Here is a 19,992-nt window from a genome sequence, read left to right as displayed (position 1 = left end):
AAGGTACGCAAAAGAAAAGGGTTTAAAAGAGGAGCTAGAGGTAACGTATAAAGCCTTCAAGGATTTCTTTAAAGACCACATAGGGAGATGGTACCGTATATTCTCGGACCTTCTTCAGAAGGAATCTCAGCAGGCTTTTTACAGAGAGCTTGGAAAACTTTTAAGAGCCTTCCTTGATTCTGAGAGGGACAGAGAAGGCATAGACAACCTTATAGACATAGAAGTCTACAGGAAGGAACTCTTGGAAGGTTCCAGTTGGGAGTGTGGTCCTCTACCGTAAATGGCGGCGGGCGGACTCGAACCGCCGACCTGGGACTTATGAGATCCCCGCTCTAACCAGCTGAGCTACACCGCCTTACATAATAAATTATACACCACGGTCGCAACCTATAACCTTTGAGTAAGCAAGGAGCTTTATGATAGAACTGGCAGGTTTGTGATCTCAACAGCCAAGTTAATCAGCAGAATGGAGGGCATGTTGTTCATCGCCGACGAGAGAAAGGCAGCCGAAAAATCCAAAAGTAGCCAGTCCATACACTAGGGCCGTTACACCTATGATAAGAAAAACTGGTATATGATAGTACTCTCCTAGCAAGAATGCGACAGGAAGTACTACACTCAAAACACATGTAAGTCTAAATATAAACTTATCTTTTATAGCCAAATGGGTTTTTATCCTCCAAAGCTTCAAGGTCAAATCTTTTTATCAGGTCTTTCCTAAAAAAACAGACAGGTAAACACTATGGTAGCTATAACAGAAAAGAAACTTACAAAGACCATAACAAAAGCATACCCAAAGAATTCAATTTTAAATAAGTATTTTGGCCAGGTTAGGAATAACCAAAAGCAGCTTGTCGTATCTGATACAAAACCACATCCCATATATTTTATCTAAACCAAAAAGTATATATAAAAAGCTTCTACTGTCTCTGCCTGAGAATTCAATTATATGAAGAGCTACCCATTCAAATTATTTCAAGGAAGGCTAACATTAGATTCCATATATAATCCACTATACCCAATAAGTAAGCAGCACCAAAAGAAGCAGACTAACATTTTTGGTCTCTTTATGACGAAAAACAAGACGATGAAAACAAACTTATTGGCTTCTCAACCTTTACCTTGCTTCCTCCGTGGGACCGGTTACCTTTGCTGGGTCTGGAAGTCTCCGCTAGACGTTCGCCCCAGGCACCACTGGACACGTCTTGGTCGTATCTCCGCACAAGGTTATAACATAATGCCATTCCTTTATGGGTATCTTGTCAATGTGTTTAGAAGTTGGTCTGAGATGCCCCATACCATCTTCCTTCATGACCTGGTATGGCCAAAGTGTGTACGTAGCCGGCGGGATTGCTTCCTGCCGAGTAGACTTCTACTTGGCGTAGCCTTCCACTATCTGAAACCTCGCCGAGTTGCCGTGCATACAAAGGTTATCCTTATCACGACCTACACCCTAATGTAAGATTACAAAGAAAAGCTGTATAATTAATAAGCCATGCAGTACTACGTGGCTATAGTTGGTGGTGGTGCAGCTGGACTCTCCTGTGCTCTAACCCTTGCTTCTTCGAAGGGAAGAGGCTGGCAGTGGATAGAGGATAAGAAGTTCGTTGTGTTTGACACGGGATCCTCTGACCTTAACAAGGCGTACCTAAGGAACGTACCGGGCGTGGATGCAACCCTTGGTAAAGAGCTTATAAGCAAGATAAGGAAGCAGATACAGGAGTTTGACTCCGTAGACTTCGTAGAGGAAAGGGTAAGGAGGATAGAAAAGGAGGGTGATGTGTACAGACTATGGACCGAATCGGGTAAAGAGTTTACAGCCACGTACGTGGTACTGGCTACAGGCTTCCATTCCTTTGATATAGAAGGACTTCCTGTAGAGATCGTTGAGAATCCTAAATCTCCAAAGCCTGGTAGAATCATGATAAAGCATGTGGACTATGAAGTGATGCCTAACCTCTTCGTGGTTGGTACTCTTGCTGGTTTGTCATCTCACTTCACTTCTTGTGCAGGTTCTGGTGTTGAAGTAGCAATCCAGATACTCTCCAGGACTGTGGGTAAGAACATAGTCATACACGACGTGCCAGATCAGGGTTGAAAAGATCGCTTCCCTTTATACTTGCCCTTTCCTTTCTTGTAGCTTTCTTTTACTTTATACCCTTAGAAAAGCTCAAAGAAGCTTTGAGTAGAATTCCAATCCCCTTTTTACTTCTTGCCTTTTTCTTCTATTCTCTTAGCCAGGTGGCAAGGGCTGTTAGGTGGAAAGTCTTTCTCGATAACCTCAGCTTTTCTCAGATCTTCTGGCTTAGCAGTGTAAACGTGTTTTTTAACAACGTAATACCAGCAAGGCTAGGAGAACTAAGCTGGTTTTACTACGCAAAAAAACTCAACGTGGTATTTAGAGCTTCCCTCTGGTCTTTCCTAGTGGGAAGGATATTTGATATCTTAGCTATGTTCTTCGTATCTGGAATTGTATTCAGAGGCTATCTTATTACCCTTTCAATAGTCTCCTTGCTTATTGTGCTTTTGTTTCACAAGTCCTACTTTATGATACCAAAGTGGAAAAAGCTTGAAGAGTTTAGGAATTACATAAAAGAGAGATCATCTTTAAGAGTATCTCTATACCTTTTTGTCCTTTCCTGTGTTTCTTTTTTAACAAAACTGGCAGCTTTACAGACTTTGGTCTACAACTCAGTGGGTTTTGATACACGGCTGGTACCTTCCTTCGTAGCCGGGGAGCTGAGCAGCGTTTTACCCCTCCATAGCTTTATGGGTTACGGTACTTACGAGATGAGTTTTTCTCTACCGTTGAAGCTTTACGGGATTTCTCTTGAGGATGCACTCCTTACAGCCTTCCTGTTCCATAACTTCTTACTCATCTCCTCGGCCGTGTATGGTCTCATAGGTCTTGTTGTGTTACACTATAATGATAGTCCCCCATGAGAGAAGAGCTCTTGGAAAAGCTCCTTTATCTGTCTGTGTCCACCTTTCTAAACCTTATAATCTTTAGCTTTCTGTCTTACTTGCTGACCATTAACGTTAAACGCATGGTAAATAACACCCCCATAAACCTTTACGTTGAGTTACCTAAGCCAATGGAAGAAAAGGTAAATCTCACAAGAGGCTCCACCGGTTATGAAGCAAAGAAGGGCAAGGGTATAAACAGAGAAGGCAAAAAAAAATTAGCTACGTCTACTGTAGAACAACCACCTGCTGAAAAGGGATCTGTGCCAAATAGTAAAAACCAGTCTACCCAGGAGAGTTCCATACTTTCCCAGATAGAGGAGAAGGTTAAAGGCAGATACAGCAATTTGCAAGAGGAAGGTATTCAAAAGGTCCAGAATATAGGAGATATAAGTGCAACGGTTACCGAGAAGGGTGTGAGCCTGGAGGGATTGCCTGGTAACAGGGGGATAGCCTACAGTCCACCTCTACCAAAGATAGTCTCTGACGAACCTCTATCCACGCTTAAGATAGAGGTATGGATAGACCCAGATGGTAACGTGATAAAGGCCCAGATAGTAAAAAGGAGTGGTATGCCCTCTGTGGATGCCCGTCTTTTGTACTTTGTCAAGAGTATAAAGTTTGAACCTATAAGCTCAAACGTTATACAAAGAGGAATAATTAGCTTTAAGTTTAGAGGAGGTTAAGCGATGTTGGATTTTGCTTTTGCTCAGCAGCAGAATGCCCATCCTGATCCTGTTTCCGCATTGCTCTTCCAGATTATATTCTTTATAGGTATATTCGCCATCTTCTACTTTCTGATAGTAAGACCGCAACAGAAGGCAAGGAAAAAACACCAGGAGTTTCTGGCAAACCTCAAGAAGGGGGACAAGGTCATAACGAGCGGTGGTATATGGGGAACTGTCGTGGACATAGGCGAGCATACAATAACCTTAAAGGTGGATGCCAACACGCGTATAACCTTCAGCAAAGAGGCGATAATCAGCTATCAACCCAAGCAGGAAGAAGAACAGAAGGATTAATCTGTTTGGAATATACTTATAATCCATGGCAAAACAGATAAGATACTTGGACAGGAACCCAGAGCCCATGCTAGAGCCCAAGGAGAGGGTAAAGACTTTTAGAGAGTACGCTCTGGGTTATTCGGTAAGCCTCGCCGTAGATGAAGCAAAAAGATGTCTGTATTGTAAAGATGCCCACCTTAGATGTATAAAAGCCTGTCCTGTGAACGTAGACATACCAGGTTTTATAAAGAAGATAGCTGAAGGAGACCTCATAGGTGCATACAGAAAGATAGTAGAAGCTGATCCTTTTCCTTCCATATGTGGTAGGGTTTGCCCTCAGGAGAGGCAGTGCGAGGGAGCTTGTATCCTATACTACGACACTGTTAAGGGAAGAAGAAACAAAGGCCTTCCTGTAAGCATAGGAGCCTTGGAAAAGTTTGTGGGTGATGTAATAAGACTCATAGGCTACATAGAAGAAGAGAAAGCACCAAGCACAGGAAAGAGAGTAGCTCTAGTGGGTGCAGGACCTGCCAGCTTATCATGCGCCTATGACCTTGCAAGGTGGGGACACGAAGTGCATGTGTACGAAGCTCTTCCCAAAGCTGGCGGAGTCATGATCTACGGTATACCTAGTGCTCGCTTAGACAGGTCCATAGTAGATTGGGAGGTGGAGAGGCTAAAGAGGTTAGGAGTGATCTTTCACTTTGGCTATGTTATAGGTAGGACAAAAAGCCTTAAGGCACTCCTTGAGGAGTACGATGCTGTCTTCTTGGGGGTAGGTGCTGGAAGGGGAAACATAGGCTTTAAAGGAGAACACTTAAAAGGTGTTTATTCTGCCATAGAGGTTTTAACAAGGGTAAATCTCTTGCATGCAAAAGATTTTCCAGATAAAGGCGTGCCCATAAACCTGGGAAAGAAGACGGTTGTAGTAGGTGGTGGTTTTACAGCAATAGACTGTGCCATAACCGCTCTAAGGCTTGGTGTTGAAGTCCACGTAGTCTACAGGAGGACGAGGGAAACATCCTCGGCGAAGGACGAAGAGTGGGATCATATAATGGAAGAGGGTGCCATAATCCATTGGCTTACCCAACCCATCGAGATAATAGGAGATGAAAAGGGAAGGGTGGTAGGTCTAAAGTGTATTAAGATGACCCTTGGAGAACCAGATAGCAGCGGTAGGCCAAGACCCGTTCCCATAGAAGGTTCCGAGTTTGTCATAGAATGCGACTCTGTCATATTTGCTATAGGACAAAGAGCAAACCCCATAGCTTACGAAGGCATAGAGGGTCTTAGATTGACCAAATGGGGAACTGTAGAAGTGGACGAGAACTTCTACACGGGTGTTAAGGGCCTCTTTGCGGGTGGTGATGTGGTAAACGGTGGAGACACGGTAGTGAGAGCCATATCCCACGGAAGAAAAGCCGCAAAGGCTATACATGAATATCTTACGCAGGAGGTAAAAACATGAAAAAAGCACTGCCCTTACTAGCCTTACTACTTGCAGGCTTTTTTGTTGTAAAGGGCTGTAGCTCAAGCCCTGAAAGGCAAGCCCTTGGAACTGTCAAGGAGTTTATGGAAGCTATCAGGGATAAGGATTCTAAGGATGCTGTAAACCTCCTCTATCCACCTTACAGGGATGCCCTCGCTCAGCAGGTAAACGTACCTATACAGTTTGTAGAGCTAAAACCTTCAGAAATGGTAGGATGTGTACTAACCAGCATGGGTGAGAAGATAAAGGAGGTAAAGTACCTTGATGCCTCCAAGATAGATGACACACATACAGAGGTTGTCATAAAAGTGGTAGACAAGGACAAAACGGAAAAGATCCTCTCCTTTATACTCGTAAAGGATGGAAAGAGCTGGAAGATAGCCAACATATCAACCATGAGATGAAAATCCTTTTATGGCAGACAGCCTATTTAGGGGATGTGGTCCTCACCACTCCCCTCATAAGAACCATACTCCACAACCTTCCAGATGCAGAGTTAACTTTTGTAGGAAGGCCTTTCATAGTGGACCTTTTGAAAGGTTACCCCATAAAGCTTTTACCCTTCTCTAAAGGCTTCATTGAATCCTTCCAGATCATAGAAAAGATAAAAGAAAACCAGGTGGCTATATCACCCCATGTTTCCATGCGTACGGCTCTTATACTCTTCTTCTCCGGTATACCTAAAAGGGTAGGATTTGACAGGTCTGAGCTTTCCTTTCTGTATACACACAGGGTAAGACATAGATGGGAACTCCACGAAGCAGACAGAAACCTAGAACTCTTAAGACCTTTGGGTATCACGAGGTTTATAAGACGACCTCTGCTTTACGTGGACGAAGAGGAAAGGCAGAAGGTAAAAGAAAAGTTCAAACTGCCGCAAGAGTATGTGGTCATATCCCCATTTTCCAACTTTAGGCTAAAAGAATGGAGTCTTAAAAACTGGTTGGAGCTGGAGAAGAACATAGACCTTCCAGTGGTAGTGGTAGGGACTAAGGACAGGGTGGAAGAAGCCAGAGCTTTTAAAACGCAGTGGAACCTAGTGGGCAGTACAAACCTCAGGGAGCTGCTGGCTGTGATAGGGGCTTCTAAGCTTGTCGTTTCTTGTGATTCCTCTCCTGTCCACATGGCCAACGCTTTGGGAGTGCCGGCTATAACTATCTACACTTCCACTTCAAGTCGTTATGGTTTTTATCCCCTCATGGGTGGTTACTTAGAACCATACCTACCATGTAGTCCATGTTCCCCAAATCCGAAGGTTTGTAAGACTGGGAGTTACGCTTGCAAGGAGGCGGTAAAACCTAATCAGGTATTAGAAATGGCTTACAGGATACTCTCATGAGGCTTGACAGGTTTTTGTCCAACGGCGGTTTTGGTAGTAGATCACTTGTTAGCGAGCTCATAAAAGAGGGTAGAGTCCAAGTAAACGGCCGCGTGGTAAGAGACCCATCTTTTCACGTAGATCCCAAGAAGGATGTGGTGGAAGTCAACGGAGAAAGGGTAACTTATAGGCAGCATGTTTACTACATGTTTAACAAGCCAGCGGGTTATGTATGCTCTACTCATGACCCAAAGAACGAAACCATAATGATATTCTTTGAAGAAAACCCCTACAAGAGGAAGCTTTTCCCTGTAGGCAGATTGGACAAAGATGTAGAAGGTTTGTTGATCATAACTACAGACGGTGAGCTTGCCCACAGGCTATCCCATCCCAAGTGGGAAGTGCCAAAGGAGTACTATGCAGTAGTTAAGTGTGATGCCAATAAACTAGACACAAATGTAGGAAAGGAAGGTCTACAGATAGGTACCCTCAAAACAAAGCCTTTTGAGATAAGGGTGCTCTCCGACAAAGAGGTAATCATAAGGGTAGTAGAAGGTAAGTATCACCTCGTTAAAAGGATACTAGCCCACCTTAGCTGTCCTGTAGTTTATCTTAAACGCATAAGGATAGGTGAGCTGACCCTTGATGAGGACCTAAAACCTGGCCAATACAGAGAACTTACAGATGAGGAGTTAGCTAGGTTGAGATCTATGGTGGGTCTTCAGTAACCAGGCATAAAATATTACCCCATGATGGAAAGGGTCCTCATCTTCAACCCGGACGGAGACAGAGAACCAAGTAAAAGGAAGTTAGTCTTCGGAAACAGCACCAACATAATGGAGCTCAACAACATAAAGTACCAGTGGGCTTATGACCTTTACAAGACAATGGGCTTTACCAACTTCTGGATACCCGAAGAGATCCCCATGCACGAAGACAGAAAGCAGTACGAGAAAGAACTATCCCCTTATGAAAGGAGGGCTTACGAGCTTGTGCTGTCTTTTCTGATAGCACTAGACAGCTACCAAGTAAGTATGCTCAAGGAGTTCGCCAGGTACATAAGTGCTCCTGAGCTTGTGATGGCAATAACATCGCAGGAATTCCAGGAGGCTCTACATTCTTATTCTTACCAGTTTATCCTGGAGAGTGTAGTAGATCCAGTAAAGGCAGATGAGATATACAACTACTGGAGGCAGGATGAGAGACTGCTCGAAAGAAACAAAGTGGTAGCTCAGGTATACAACGACTTTATCAAGAACCCTACAGAAGAGAACTTTATAAAGGCTGTCTTTGGCAACTACGTGCTTGAAAGTCTGTACTTCTATTCAGGCTTTGCCTTCTTTTACACCCTAGGCCGCCAGGGCAAGATGAGAAACACAGTCCAGCAGATAAGGTACATAAACAGGGATGAGCTTACCCACGTGAGTCTTTTCAGGAACATAATCCTTACGCTTAAGGAAGAAGCACCCGAGCTGTTTACACCAGAAATAGAAAAATGGATCTATGAGTTTTTCAAGCTTGCAACTTACCAAGAGATAGAGTGGGGCAAGTATGTGACCCAGAACCAGATACTGGGTATAAATGACCATCTTATAGATCGTTACATAAAGTACCTTTCCAACCTTAGGCTTACACAGATAGGTTATAAACCCCTCTTTCCAGAGGTTACAGAAAACCCCATGAAGTGGATAGACACATTCAGATCCATAAATGACACAAAGACGGACTTCTTCCAGGCAAAGCCTCAAACTTATGCAAAGAGAACGGAGCTAAAGTGGTAGAGTGAAGACAAAGCTTGTAGCAAGTCTCAGCTATAAAACCCTAAGGTATCCCAAAAACCATCCACTAAGAATACCTAGGGTTTCCCTTCTTCTTGAGTTTCTCAAGGCTATGGACCTTTTACAAGACTCGGAGGTATGTGAAAGCAGAGAGGCCACTCTAGATGAACTTTTGCTCTTCCACACAGAGGACTACCTTGAAGCTCTCCAAGAAGCAGACAGGTGTATGTGTAGCAACAGCCTTTTGAGGGAAAAGTACAACATAGGTACCTACGAGAATCCCGTATCTCCTGCTATGTGGAGAGGATCTTTGCTAGCCACTGGTTCGTCTATCCAAGCAACAGAGCTTTTTCTCTCCGGCATTCTTGCTTTCAACCCAGCGGGTGGTATGCATCATGCTTATCCCTCAAGAGCAAACGGCTTTTGCTTCATCAACGACCCAGGCGTAACCATCCAGTACCTTTTAAAGAAAGGCTACAAAAGGGTCCTCTACATAGATCTAGATGCCCATCACTGCGACGGTGTTCAGGACTTCTTCTACCACACTAACGAGGTCTTTGTACTATCAATACACCAATCTCCCGAGTATGCCTTTCCTTTTAAGAAAGGTTATATACACGAAAGGGGTGAAGGTAAAGGAGAAGGTTACAACTTAAACGTACCCTTACCCAAGGGCATCAACGATGGAGAGTACCTTACCGTTCTTGATAAGACTCTTGAGCTTGTAAAGGATGTTTTTGAGCCAGATGTCTATGTACTCCAGCTTGGTACAGATACCCTTAAAGAAGACTACCTTTCTAAGTTTGAAATAACCAATACAACCTTTCTCCAAGCTTTTAGGATGGTAAGAGATTGCTTCGGTGAGGGGATATACCTTGGAGGTGGTGGGTACCATCCTATAGCCCTTGCCAGGGCCTGGGCGTTGATATGGTGTGACATTTCTGGTAGAGAAATACCAAAAAAGCTAACGCAAAAGGCAAAAGAGGTTTTACTCTCAGTAGAATTTGAAGAGTTTGACGATGAAGTAGATAGGAGCTACATGTATGAAAGTCTGGTGGATCCACCTGGTGAGTTCAATGTAAGAGGAGAAGTAAAAAAGCTACTTCAAGAGCTTAAAGCCTTTGTGTTATAATCTTCTCGTGAGGGTTTTAGTAATCGGTAACGGTGGAAGAGAGCACGCCATAGCCTACAAGCTTTCTCAAAGCCCTCTTGTAAACAAGCTATATGTGGCTAGAGGAAATGCAGGCATATGGCAGATAGCCCAGAAGGTAGACATAAATCCTACAGATGTATCATCCCTTCTAGAATTCTCCAAGAAGGAAGGGATAGACTTTGTGGTAGTTGGCCCAGAAGCTCCTCTTGTGGCCGGAATAGTAGACACCTTCGAAAAGGAAGGAGTGCCCGTTTTCGGTCCAAACAAACATGCTTCTATGCTAGAAGGAAGTAAAGCCTTAGCTAAAGAGTTTATGAGCAAGTACAACATACCCACGGCCCAGTATGAGGTCTTTGACGATCCAGATAAAGCCAAGAGGTTTATAAAGGATGTAGGAGCACCCATAGTCATAAAGGCTGACGGACTAGCTTCCGGTAAGGGTGCAGTGGTGTGTAAAACTTTAGAGGATGCCATAAAGACCGTAGACCAGTTTATGATCCAAGGTAAGTTGGGAGAGGCAGGTAAGAGGATAGTGGTGGAGGAATTTTTGGAAGGGGAGGAGGCTTCCTACATAGTCATGCTAAACGGTGATAGGTACGTACCCTTACCCACATCCCAAGACCACAAGAGACTTCTAGACGGAGACAAAGGCCCAAACACTGGTGGCATGGGTGCTTACTCTCCCAATCCTTTCGTAGATCCTCATACGGAAAAGCGCATAGAGGAGGAAATAATCAAGAGGGTGATACAGGGTCTAAAGCAAGAAGGGGTCTACTACAGGGGTTTCTTGTACGCAGGCCTTATGCTAACGGCCGAAGGACCAAAAGTTTTAGAGTTTAACGTGCGCCTTGGTGACCCCGAGGCCCAACCTATCCTCCTGAGGCTAAGGGGTGATTTCTTGAAGATCCTCCTAGACTTTTATGAAGGAAAAGAGATAAGTTTAGAAGTGACAGAGGAATGTGCCATATGCGTTGTCGTAGCAAGCTCTGGGTATCCAGAAACACCTTCGAAGGGTAAACCCATAAGCGGGCTTGAAGACCTAAAGGATGTAATAGTGTTCCACGCTGGAACAGACGTGAAGGATGGAAAGCTAGTAACCAACGGTGGCAGGATTTTAAACGTATGTGCCCTAGGTAAGAACCTCAGGGAAGCAAAGGAAAAGGTCTACAGGGAGATACAGAAGATACACTTTGAAGGTATGTACTACAGGAAGGATATAGGAGACAAAGCCTTAAGGTTTCTGGGAATTTAGTATCCTTTTTTCGTAGATCAGTATTAGGGTCACGGTGGTAGCAAAGATTATAGGTCCAAGGAAGAGTCCTATAAAACCGAAGCTCAGCAACCCACCTATGGTAGATAGGAATACCACTAAGTAGGGAAGTTCTACTCCTTTCTTCATTATCAAAGGTCTTACAAAGTTGTCAGCGGTGGATATAAAGAGAGCAGAATAGATGGTAAAGATTATGGCCTGAAGATGTCCCTTTGTAAAGAAGGCATAGACCGCTATGGGGAACCACACTAGAGAAGCGCCAAAAGGTGGTATAAAGCTTGCGACAAAGGTAAGCATAGCCCACAGCAGGGTATAATCTATTCCCAACAGCAGGTATCCTATAAAGCCCAAGATAGCCTGTATCAAGGCAACGCCCACAGAGCCGTATATCACCGCAAGAGTGGTCCTGTAGATGGTGGAAAACACTTCCCTTATATCCTCCTTGTGCACAGGAAGGAACCTTTCAAAAAAAGCTATCAACTTGGGCCAGTCTCTGAGTAAGAAAAAGTAAGCCAAAAGGAATACGAGAGTTTTGAAAAGCACACTACCGCTCTTTAGTATCATGTTTGTAAGTAGATCTCCGAGTCTCCCACTCATCTCCTTGATGGAGGACAGGAGAACATTTTTGAACGCTTCCCTCTGTATGTAAGAGAGCAGAGTCTGTACCTCTGGATGAGATAGAAACCTCTGTAAGCTAGGATGGTTCAAAAAGTCTATGTAGGAATGGTTTTGGAAGTAGTTTATAAGTAAACTTACAAACTCCGTTGCCTGCCTTACTATTATGATCCCAAGTAGGAAGAAAGGACCAACCACGAGGAAGAGAGTAGACACAGTCATCAAAAGAGCACTTATAGTCCTGCTCTTCACAACTTTGTTAAGCATACTGTAGGCCGGATATGTGATAAGTACAGCTATACCTGCCCAAAGCAGAGGTACCAAGAAGGGTAGTAGCATATAGAGAGTAAAGAGGGCAAAAAAGAGTGTAGAACTTAGTAAAAAGTAAACTATTAACTTTTCTCTATTCATTTTAATGTTAGTATTATAAAGGGCCAGAAGGCCCCTAGTATGTTTAAAACTGTGGCTTTGGTGTCTTTGCTGTAGAGGATGGAAGCACTGGAAGCTCTAGTGCATGCTTGGGAGGTGTACCAGTTAGGGTTTTGAGGAAAGCCACTATATCCTTTACCTGTTGGTCTGTTAGATCCTTACCAAGCTGTGTTTTTGCCATGACGCGTACTGCATCCTCCAGGGACCATACAGAACCGTCGTGGAAGTAAGGATAGGTTTTTTCTACGTTTCTGAGTGTTGGTACTTTAAAGACGTAGAGGTCTTCTTCCTTATGGGTCACTGCATACCTTCCTACGTCAACAGGTTGGGTAGGTTTGTCCAAAGTCACAAACTTTCTGGTAGCCTCCCAGTATGGACCTGTGACTCCGAACTTTACCATCATCCTACCACCCACGGCAGGACCGTTGTGACAGCCTGCACATCCAACCTCTATGAAGGTCTTAAGGCCCCTCTTTTCTTGCTCGTTTAGCGCGTTCGTGTTACCCTTAAGGAACTCATCAAAGCGTGAAGGAGTCTGTAATGTCCTTTCAAAGGCTGCAATGGCCTTGGCTATGTTGTCATAGGTGACAGGATCCTTTTCGTTGGGAAAGGCCTTCTTGAAAAGTTCCACGTACTCAGGTATAGACTTTATCCTCTTGACAGCTTCTTCAGGTGAGTCTAGGGCCATCTCTATGGGGTTGAGTATGGGGCCTTTGGCTTGCTCTTCTAAATCCTTTGCCCTTCCGTCCCAGAACTGTACCACGTTGAAGGCTGAGTTGTAAACGGTGGGAGCGTTCCTTGGTCCTATCGACCACCTGTGCCCTATGGATGTAGGCAAGTTGTCCACTCCATAGCTTGCAAGGTTGTGGCACGTGTTACAGCTTATAAGACCACTCTTTGAAAGCCTTGGATCATGGTAGAGCATCTTACCAAGCTGTACCTTTTCTTTAGTTACTGGGTTTTGAGGGTTGTCCACAACCTCCGGCAGCGTTCCAAAGAGTTGCCTTGCTGTCGCAAGGAGTTCATCATCCTTGCCAGCAGATTTTTGGGCGTAAACTGCACCACCAAGCATAAGACCTACCAGCAGACCACCTACTACCTTCTTCTTCATGTCTTAACCTCCTTAGAATATAATTATACCACACTATTAAAAACTTTTTGCAATAGATAAGGATTATCCTCACTTGAGTTTGTTAAAATTCTTACCTTATGATGAGTCCAGAAGAACAGCTGGAAATCATAAAGCAGGGAACTGTTGAGATAATAGAGGAAGAAGAGCTTCTAAAGAAGCTAAAGGAAGGAAGGCCCTTACGGGTGAAAGCAGGCTTTGATCCTACAGCTCCAGACTTGCACCTCGGTCATACGGTCTTACTCCAGAAGCTGAGGATTTTCCAAAAGCTTGGGCATGAAGTCTACTTTGTGATAGGTGACTTTACGGCCATGATAGGAGATCCAACGGGAAGGAACGAGACTAGGCCCCCTCTTTCCAGAGAGCAAGTCTTGGAGAATGCTAAAACCTACGAACACCAAGTTTTCAAAATCCTGGATCCTGAGAAAACGAACATAGTCTTCAACAGCTCCTGGTTGGCCAACCTAGGAACAGAAGGAATAATAAGACTTTGTGCTCAATACACGGTTGCCAGAATGCTAGAAAGGGATGACTTCTCCAAGAGATTCAGGGAAGGAAACCCCATATACATACATGAGTTTATATACCCCCTCTTACAGGGTTATGATTCTGTGTTCTTGAAGGCAGACGTAGAGCTTGGAGGGACAGACCAGAAGTTCAACCTGTTAGTAGGAAGAGACCTTCAGAGGGCCTTCGGTCAGGAACCGCAAGTGTGTATAACGCTCCCTCTCCTGGTAGGTCTTGATGGTGTGAGAAAGATGTCCAAGTCTTACGGTAATTATGTGGGAATAACCGAAGACCCAAACACCATGTTCGGAAAGATAATGTCCATATCAGACGAACTTATGTGGGAGTACTACCTTTTACTTACTGACTATTCGAGGGATCAGATAGAGGAGCTAAAAAAGCTACACCCCATGGAAGCCAAGAAAAGGCTGGCCCATTACCTAGTGAGCAGGTTCCATGGTCCTCAAGAAGCAGACAAAGCCAGGGAGTTCTTTGAGAGGACCTTCTCCCAAAGGGAGTTTCCTCAAGAGGCACCCATCTTAAAGGTACCTTACGGCTACAGAAAGAAGGCTTATGAGCTTCTCTATGAACTTGGCATTGAAGCTTCGAAGAACTCAGCCAGAAGGTTGATAGAAGGTGGAGGTCTTAAGGTAAACTTCCGTAAGGTGGAAGATCCAAACGAGGAGATAGAGGTAAACCAGGAGCTAAAGCTCCAGGTCGGCAAAAAGAGGTTCTACCGCGTAGTGCCAGAAGTCTCCTGAAGGAAGCTCACATCCCCCCAATCCACAGGCTTAAAGCCATGGACTTTCGCGAATTCTTGTAAAGACTTGTATCCTACTAGACTCTCTATCCTTGAGCTCAAAAGCAGATGAGTATCCCTTTCTTTCTGTAATCTTCTAAGTTTTTCAGAGTACATATTAGAAGTACGTAGGGCGTAGGTAGAATACAATAAGTTCACAACAAACAGAAATATGGAAAGTACAATATACTTCATGGCTTCTCCCCCGCTCTTAATTTTGCACTTCTACTGGAAGGATTCCTTCTTATCTCCTCCATAGTAGGAGTAATCGGCTTTTTTGTCAACACCTTTAATACATCCTTGTGCTCCTGGAAGAACCTTTTGACTATCCTGTCTTCCAGGGAATGAAAGGAGATGACCACTATCCTGCCATGTTTGTTTAGGAAGTTTATGGTCTTTTCAAGAGCTATCTTTAAGGACTGAAGCTCTTGGTTTACTTCTATCCTTATTGCCTGGAAGGTTCTGGTCGCTGGATGTATCTTTCCCCTTTTGGGTACTACAGAGAGGATTATCTTTGAGAGCTCACCAGTAGTCTCTATGGGTTTCTTGGACCTGTATAGGACTATAGCTTTTGCTATCTTTCTAGCGTAAGGCTCTTCTCCGTACTCCCTTATTATCCTGTATAGCTCCTCTTCTGAATATCTGTTAACCACATGGTATGCCGTCTTTTCTTGCTGTGGGTCCATCCTCATATCCAGGGGTTCATCCCTCTGAAAGGAAAAGCCTCTGGGAGTTTTAAGCTGCAGCATAGACACGCCAAGGTCAAAGAGAAAACCGTCAACCTTTTCAACACCTTCCTCTTTCAACACGAGGTCTAAGTCTGAATAGTTAGCCTTGTACAGAGAGTACCTACCCTCAAACTCACTTAGCCTCTGATCTGCAATTTCAAGGGCATGTGGGTCCCTGTCTATACCTATAAGGTAAGCCTCTGGGTTTCTCTTTAGGATCTCGTAAGAGTGACCGCCAAGACCTACTGTACAGTCTACGTATACCTTTCCACCATTCCCTAAAAGAAGAGATACAGCCTCTTCAAGAAGTACTGGTGTATGCATCAAAAAGCATTCTCTTGATGGGCATAAAGCTTTTCCTGTGGATGGGACTCTTTCCGTGAAGTTTTACCATCTTTACATGTTCGGATGTGGGATATCCTTTGTGCCTTTCAAAGCCATACTCGGGAAAGACCTTATGGTAATGTTCCATGATCCTGTCCCTTAGTACCTTTGCCACGACGCTAGCACATGCGCAGCTTATGCTCCTTTCATCTCCTTTCACCAAGGCTATACACTCGTAGCCCTCTAGTTTTACGTAATCGGAGATGACCACGTGAAAAGGATGTTTTAAATCCTCAAGGGCTCTCCTCATGGCGAGCTTTGTGGCTTTAAGGATGTTTGTTCTGTCTATCACTACACTGTCCACTACGGCCGTCCCTATGGCTAAGGCTATCTCCTTTATCTTGAGGAAGGTCTCCTCCCTTTCCTCTGGCGAGAGTTTTTTTGAATCCCCTTTTAAGAAGGGTTTGGTGAATGGTGGTAGTATTACTGCACAGGCAACCACAGGGCCCGCTATGGGCCCCCTACCCACCTCGTCGACACCGGCTACAAGCTTGCCCTCTCTCCAGAACCTTTCCTCATACTCTGTCATTTGTTCTTAGCTTCCCAAGGCTTTATCTCTCTAATCTTCCTTGCAGCCTCTTTACCGCTGTACTTCCTGAGGAAGTATAGCCTTGCCCTTCTTACCTTACCTATCTTGACCACCTCTATCTTTTCTATGTTTGGGCTGTAGTATGGGAATATCCTCTCTATGCCCACCGAGTAAGACTCCTTCCTCACGGTAAAGGTCTTATCAAGACCACTACCCCTTATCCTTATGACTATTCCTTCAAAGGGTTGTATCCTCTCTTTGTCTCCTTCTACTATCTTGTAGTAGACCCTTATGGTGTCACCTACCTTGAAAGGAGGATATTCCTTCTTAGGTGTGTACATCTCATGGATCTTCTGAACAAGGCTACTCATGGCTGACCTCCTTTGTAGTCAGGGAGTCTATTATACCATAAAGCTCTATTCTTTGACCACTAGGAGGCTTATTATCCTATTTCCTTCCATCTTTTCTATCTTTATCTTGTAGTCTTGGTAGACGACTTCCTCATCCTCCTCCGGAACTTTAGAAAGCAAAGACATTACAAAGCCAGCAACCGTATCATAATCGTACTCCTCGGGCAGTTCTATGTTGAAGAACTTAGCAAACTCTTCTATATCCGTCCATCCCATAACCTTGTAGGTGTTATAAGAAAGCTTTTGTATGTCCTTACTTATAGGAAGACTTTCCATGACGTAGGACAGGATGTCATGTATGGTCACGAGTCCTGTAACCTCCCCGTGCTCGCCTACCACTATGGCTATCTGCACACCTCTCTGGGCAAACTCTTTGAGAAGATCCTCTACGCTCATCACCTCTGGCACAAAAAGAACTTTTCTTTTGAACTCTCCAAGCCTTTTTGAAAGATTTTCCTCTATAGGGAGAAGGTCCTCTACGTGTACAACCCCCGTTACTGTATCCGTACTTTCCCTGTATACGGGTATCTTTGTATGCCTTTGCTCTACTATGTACTGCCACGCTTCTTGAACAGTCATGTCCTCGTCCAACATAAACACGTCTGGCTTAGGTTTCATCACCTCCCTGACAGTAGCGTCGTTAAGGGTTAGAGCTTTTTCAACTAGCTCTCTATCCTCTTGATCAAACACTTTCTCGTTGAAGCCAGTATCGAAGATCTCCCAAAAGAGATGTTCTTTTTTACTCGTTTCTATGGACTCCAAGCCAAAGTTATTCACAAGGTTTTCTAGAGGACCCCTTGCTAAAAGCCTTATGGGATAAGATAGGACGTAAAAAGGGTAGAGGATGATAGAGTACACGGCTATAAGCCTGTTAGTGAAGGAGAGTACCGCGTTCTTGGGTATTACCTCGCCAAAGATGAATATGAGCAAGCTTGCAAAGATCACCGAGTAGCCGGCGCTTGCTGGTCCAAAGATATGACTAAAAACCTTAACGCTGTAGGAGGAGATGAAGACGTTTACGAGTTCGTTGCCTATTAGGATTACCAGAAGGATCTCCCTAGGCCTGGAGAGGAGAAAGTCTATGAGCTTGTAGAGTTTGCCCGTGTAATACCTCGAGACTAGAAACCTGTTGCTACCGAAGAAGACTACCTCTGAGGATGAAAAGAATGCAGAAAGGAGTGTAGCTATAAGGAAGGTCAAAGTCTCAGTATAGATTGCACTTGACGAGCCTTCCATCTATTGAAACCTCCCTAAGGGTGTACCTGCATTCCTCTAGTCTTTTGGGACATAGGCTGTAGAAAGGGCATGAGCTTGTTTCATCTAACATGGGTTCAAGGAAAGACCTCGGTCTTCTCTCCCTTGGATGCTTTACGGGTACGTTCTCCAAAAGATACTGGGTGTAGGGATGGAGGGGGTTTTTTAATACTTGAGACTTGCTTCCCACCTCTACAAGCACACCTCTGTACAGCACACCTACCCTGTCAGCTGTGTATTCTACCGCTCTTACGTCATGGGTTATAAGGAGGGTAGATATGTTCCTTTCCTTAAGCTTAAGAAATAGGTTGAGTATTTCCCTTCTGATGCTTGCATCCAGAGAGGCCGTTGGTTCGTCGGCTACTATAAGTCTTGGTTCAAGAACTATAGCTCTACTTATGGCTACCCTTTGCCTCTGGCCACCTGAAAGCTGGGTAGGTCTTCTCTCCAGGTACTCTAAGGGAACTTGGGATAGCTCCAGAGACCTTTTTACCCTGTTTGGAATATCCTTCTGACCATGTACCAGGAGAGGCTCTTCCACTATCTGGTATACGGTGTAGCGTGGGTTTAGTGAAGTGGTAGGATCCTGAAAGACAGCGGATACTAGCTTTGTGTACTCCTTTCCCATACTAAATACATCTCTGTCCTCAAGTAGGACTTTACCTTTGTCTGGTCTTTCCAACCTAAGGACTATCTTACCAAGGGTACTCTTCCCAGATCCAGACTCACCCACGATGGCAAAGATCTCTCCCCTTTCCACTTTGAGAGAAACTCCCTTAAGGGCATGCACAGGCTTTTTCTTAAAGAGGGAGCTCTTTACCCAAAAGGTTTTATGAACATCCTGTATGTTTAGCATCAGATGGTTCTGGAGAACCTCTCCTCTTGCTTGGATCTTGTGTACTGATCAAAGACCATAGCTATGTTCCTTATGAGAAGCCTCCCTTCGGGTAGCACTCTTATCGTCCTGTCTTCTATCTTAAGAAGGCCATCTTCTTCCATGCTCTTGAGTTCTTGAAGCTCCTTCTCAAAGTGTTCTTCAAAGGGCACGCCAAACATCTTCTCTATCTTTTCGAAGGAACATACAAAATTACACATTAGATCCATGATGATCTCCCTACGTATGTAGTCTTCGTCCTTGAGGATATAGCCGCGCATAGTGGGAAGGTTATTCTGATCTATGGCCAGGTAGTACTCTCTTATGGTCTTGTAGTTTTGGAAGTATCCATCGTAGAGCATGCCTATGGAGGTGGCCCCTATGCCTATCAGGTCTACTCCCTTCTTGGTGGTATAACCCTGGAAGTTCCTCCATAGGGTGCCATCCTCTTGAGCTCTGGCAAGCTCATCCGTTGGTTTTGCAAAGTGGTCCATGCCTATGTACACATAACCAGCATCTTGAAACATATCTATGGTCATCTGAAGTATGGTAAGCTTGTCCTTAGGCGGTGGCAGGGTGGAAGGATCTATCTTCCTCTGCAAGGGTTTGAGCCAAGGTACGTAGGCGAAGTTGAAGACGGCAACCCTGTCTGGATCCAACTCTATGGTCTTCTCTATGGTCTTTTTAAACTTCTCAGGAGTCTGATAGGGAAGGCCGTACACAAGGTCTATGTTTATGCTTTCAAAGCCTAGATCCCTTAGCTTCTTCATTATGTCCCTCATAAGCTCCTCTGGCTGTATCCTGTTTATGGCCTTCTGCACCTCTGGGTCAAGGTCCTGAAGCCCCATGCTTATTCTGTTAAACCCGAGCCTTCTGAGGGTTTCAAGCTGCTCATCCGTGAGATACCTCGGATCTATCTCTACGCTTATCTCGGCATCCTCGCTTATCCTGAAGACTTCCCTCATGCTTGAGAAGAACTCTTCCATCTCCTGGGCTGTCAGAAAGTTGGGTGTTCCACCTCCCCAGTGAAGCTGGACTACCGGTCTTGATGTGTCAAGGTAATCTTTGAGTAACTCCATCTCTCTTTTCACGTAGTCTAAGTATCTCTTGGAGACGTCTTTTCTGTGCGATATTATCACGTTACATCCACAGAACCAGCAAGCGCTTTCACAGAAGGGTATGTGAAAGTATAGAGATAAGGGTCTCCCTGAGAAGTTGCTTTTGAGAAGGTGCCTTTTGTAATCCTCAGGCCCCACCTCGGGTGTGAACTCTGTGGCGGGTGGGTAACTGGTGTACCTTGGGCCGGGTCGGTCGTACTTCTTTATGAGCTCTTCGTTAAATACAGTTTTCATAGGTTA

Annotated in this window: 23 protein-coding genes and 1 tRNA gene; 12 read left to right on the top strand and 12 right to left on the bottom strand. The window is 44.5% G+C overall.

Annotated elements, in window-relative coordinates; genetic code table 11:
• Positions 1-281 precede the first annotated feature (281 nt).
• The 3 genes from B5444_RS04885 to B5444_RS07710 form a co-directional block, all read right to left on the bottom strand.
• A tRNA-Met gene (locus B5444_RS04885) sits at positions 282-355 on the bottom strand.
• Between the two features lie 99 nt (positions 356-454).
• Positions 455-691, bottom strand: coding sequence for a hypothetical protein (locus B5444_RS07715; protein WP_079654113.1), 237 nt, complete (start codon positions 689-691; stop codon positions 455-457).
• Positions 692-1,271: 580 nt separating this feature from the next.
• The gene (locus tag B5444_RS07710) at positions 1,272-1,427 is read right to left on the bottom strand and encodes a low molecular weight phosphatase family protein (RefSeq protein WP_172838432.1); all 156 of its coding nucleotides are present in this window, start codon (positions 1,425-1,427) and stop codon (positions 1,272-1,274) included.
• A 68-nt stretch (positions 1,428-1,495) separates the two neighbouring features.
• Here B5444_RS07710 and B5444_RS04875 point away from each other — a divergent pair, with 68 nt between their 5' ends.
• Genes B5444_RS04875 through purD form a run of 11 tightly spaced genes read left to right on the top strand, consistent with a single transcriptional unit; the run spans position 1,496 to position 10,958 of the window.
• Entirely contained in the window at positions 1,496-2,098 is a 603-nt protein-coding gene (locus B5444_RS04875) for an FAD-dependent oxidoreductase (protein ID WP_079654112.1), read from the top strand.
• Complete coding sequence (locus B5444_RS04870) at positions 2,095-2,943, top strand: lysylphosphatidylglycerol synthase transmembrane domain-containing protein (protein ID WP_079654111.1); 849 nt, start codon at positions 2,095-2,097, stop codon at positions 2,941-2,943. The genes B5444_RS04875 and B5444_RS04870 overlap by 4 nt, the downstream gene beginning before the upstream one ends.
• A complete protein-coding gene (locus tag B5444_RS04865; RefSeq protein ID WP_079654110.1) occupies positions 2,940-3,650 on the top strand; it encodes a TonB family protein in 711 nt (236 codons plus the stop codon). The genes B5444_RS04870 and B5444_RS04865 overlap by 4 nt, the downstream gene beginning before the upstream one ends.
• Positions 3,651-3,653: 3 nt before the next feature.
• The gene (yajC, locus tag B5444_RS04860) at positions 3,654-3,986 is read left to right on the top strand and encodes a preprotein translocase subunit YajC (RefSeq protein WP_079654109.1); all 333 of its coding nucleotides are present in this window, start codon (positions 3,654-3,656) and stop codon (positions 3,984-3,986) included.
• 25 nt (positions 3,987-4,011) lie between these two features.
• Entirely contained in the window at positions 4,012-5,436 is a 1,425-nt protein-coding gene (gene gltA, locus B5444_RS04855; RefSeq protein ID WP_079654108.1) for an NADPH-dependent glutamate synthase, read from the top strand.
• A complete protein-coding gene (locus tag B5444_RS04850; RefSeq protein ID WP_079654107.1) occupies positions 5,433-5,861 on the top strand; it encodes a DUF4878 domain-containing protein in 429 nt (142 codons plus the stop codon). The genes gltA and B5444_RS04850 overlap by 4 nt, the downstream gene beginning before the upstream one ends.
• Entirely contained in the window at positions 5,858-6,796 is a 939-nt protein-coding gene (locus B5444_RS04845) for a glycosyltransferase family 9 protein (protein WP_079654106.1), read from the top strand. The genes B5444_RS04850 and B5444_RS04845 overlap by 4 nt, the downstream gene beginning before the upstream one ends.
• Positions 6,793-7,503, top strand: a complete 711-nt coding sequence (locus B5444_RS04840) for a pseudouridine synthase (RefSeq protein WP_079654105.1) — start codon at positions 6,793-6,795, stop codon at positions 7,501-7,503. The genes B5444_RS04845 and B5444_RS04840 overlap by 4 nt, the downstream gene beginning before the upstream one ends.
• Positions 7,504-7,524: 21 nt before the next feature.
• Complete coding sequence (locus tag B5444_RS04835; RefSeq protein WP_231967084.1) at positions 7,525-8,556, top strand: ribonucleotide-diphosphate reductase subunit beta; 1,032 nt, start codon at positions 7,525-7,527, stop codon at positions 8,554-8,556.
• Position 8,557: 1 nt separating this feature from the next.
• On the top strand, positions 8,558-9,685 hold the full coding sequence (locus B5444_RS04830; RefSeq protein WP_079654104.1) for an acetoin utilization protein AcuC: 1,128 nt from the start codon (positions 8,558-8,560) through the stop codon (positions 9,683-9,685).
• A 7-nt stretch (positions 9,686-9,692) separates the two neighbouring features.
• Positions 9,693-10,958, top strand: coding sequence for a phosphoribosylamine--glycine ligase (purD, locus tag B5444_RS04825; protein WP_079654103.1), 1,266 nt, complete (start codon positions 9,693-9,695; stop codon positions 10,956-10,958).
• Here the strand turns inward: purD and B5444_RS04820 are convergent.
• Together B5444_RS04820 and B5444_RS04815 are read right to left on the bottom strand one after the other, a co-directional pair.
• Positions 10,938-12,002, bottom strand: a complete 1,065-nt coding sequence (locus B5444_RS04820; protein ID WP_079654102.1) for an AI-2E family transporter — start codon at positions 12,000-12,002, stop codon at positions 10,938-10,940. The two genes, purD and B5444_RS04820, sit on opposite strands and share 21 nt — an antisense overlap.
• 43 nt (positions 12,003-12,045) lie before the next feature.
• Complete coding sequence (locus tag B5444_RS04815) at positions 12,046-13,131, bottom strand: cytochrome-c peroxidase (RefSeq protein ID WP_079654101.1); 1,086 nt, start codon at positions 13,129-13,131, stop codon at positions 12,046-12,048.
• 101 nt (positions 13,132-13,232) lie between these two features.
• On the opposite strand from B5444_RS04815, the gene tyrS reads away from it, so the two are divergent.
• Positions 13,233-14,417, top strand: a complete 1,185-nt coding sequence (gene tyrS, locus B5444_RS04810) for a tyrosine--tRNA ligase (protein ID WP_079654100.1) — start codon at positions 13,233-13,235, stop codon at positions 14,415-14,417.
• On the opposite strand, the gene B5444_RS04805 is transcribed toward tyrS, so the two are convergent.
• Genes B5444_RS04805 through hemN form a run of 7 tightly spaced genes read right to left on the bottom strand, consistent with a single transcriptional unit; the run spans position 14,390 to position 19,986 of the window.
• Entirely contained in the window at positions 14,390-14,650 is a 261-nt protein-coding gene (locus tag B5444_RS04805) for a hypothetical protein (protein WP_079654099.1), read from the bottom strand. The two genes, tyrS and B5444_RS04805, sit on opposite strands and share 28 nt — an antisense overlap.
• Positions 14,647-15,507 (bottom strand): 16S rRNA (cytosine(1402)-N(4))-methyltransferase RsmH, encoded by an 861-nt coding sequence (rsmH, locus tag B5444_RS04800; RefSeq protein WP_079654098.1) that lies wholly within the window; start codon positions 15,505-15,507, stop codon positions 14,647-14,649. The genes B5444_RS04805 and rsmH overlap by 4 nt, the downstream gene beginning before the upstream one ends.
• On the bottom strand, positions 15,485-16,096 hold the full coding sequence (locus B5444_RS04795; protein ID WP_079654097.1) for a ribonuclease HII: 612 nt from the start codon (positions 16,094-16,096) through the stop codon (positions 15,485-15,487). The genes rsmH and B5444_RS04795 overlap by 23 nt, the downstream gene beginning before the upstream one ends.
• Complete coding sequence (gene rplS / locus B5444_RS04790; protein ID WP_079654096.1) at positions 16,093-16,467, bottom strand: 50S ribosomal protein L19; 375 nt, start codon at positions 16,465-16,467, stop codon at positions 16,093-16,095. Before rplS ends, B5444_RS04795 begins: the two co-directional genes overlap by 4 nt.
• Positions 16,468-16,512: 45 nt before the next feature.
• Positions 16,513-17,706, bottom strand: coding sequence for a hemolysin family protein (locus B5444_RS04785; protein WP_231967082.1), 1,194 nt, complete (start codon positions 17,704-17,706; stop codon positions 16,513-16,515).
• Positions 17,707-17,710: 4 nt separating this feature from the next.
• The gene (locus B5444_RS04780; RefSeq protein ID WP_079654094.1) at positions 17,711-18,616 is read right to left on the bottom strand and encodes an ABC transporter ATP-binding protein; all 906 of its coding nucleotides are present in this window, start codon (positions 18,614-18,616) and stop codon (positions 17,711-17,713) included.
• Positions 18,616-19,986 (bottom strand): oxygen-independent coproporphyrinogen III oxidase, encoded by a 1,371-nt coding sequence (gene hemN, locus B5444_RS04775; RefSeq protein ID WP_079654093.1) that lies wholly within the window; start codon positions 19,984-19,986, stop codon positions 18,616-18,618. The genes B5444_RS04780 and hemN overlap by 1 nt, the downstream gene beginning before the upstream one ends.
• Positions 19,987-19,992: the final 6 nt, after the last annotated feature.

This window comes from Thermocrinis minervae (assembly GCF_900142435.1).
GTDB classification, from domain to species: domain Bacteria; phylum Aquificota; class Aquificia; order Aquificales; family Aquificaceae; genus Thermocrinis_A; species Thermocrinis_A minervae.
This window is presented reverse-complemented; position numbering and strand designations above follow the sequence as displayed.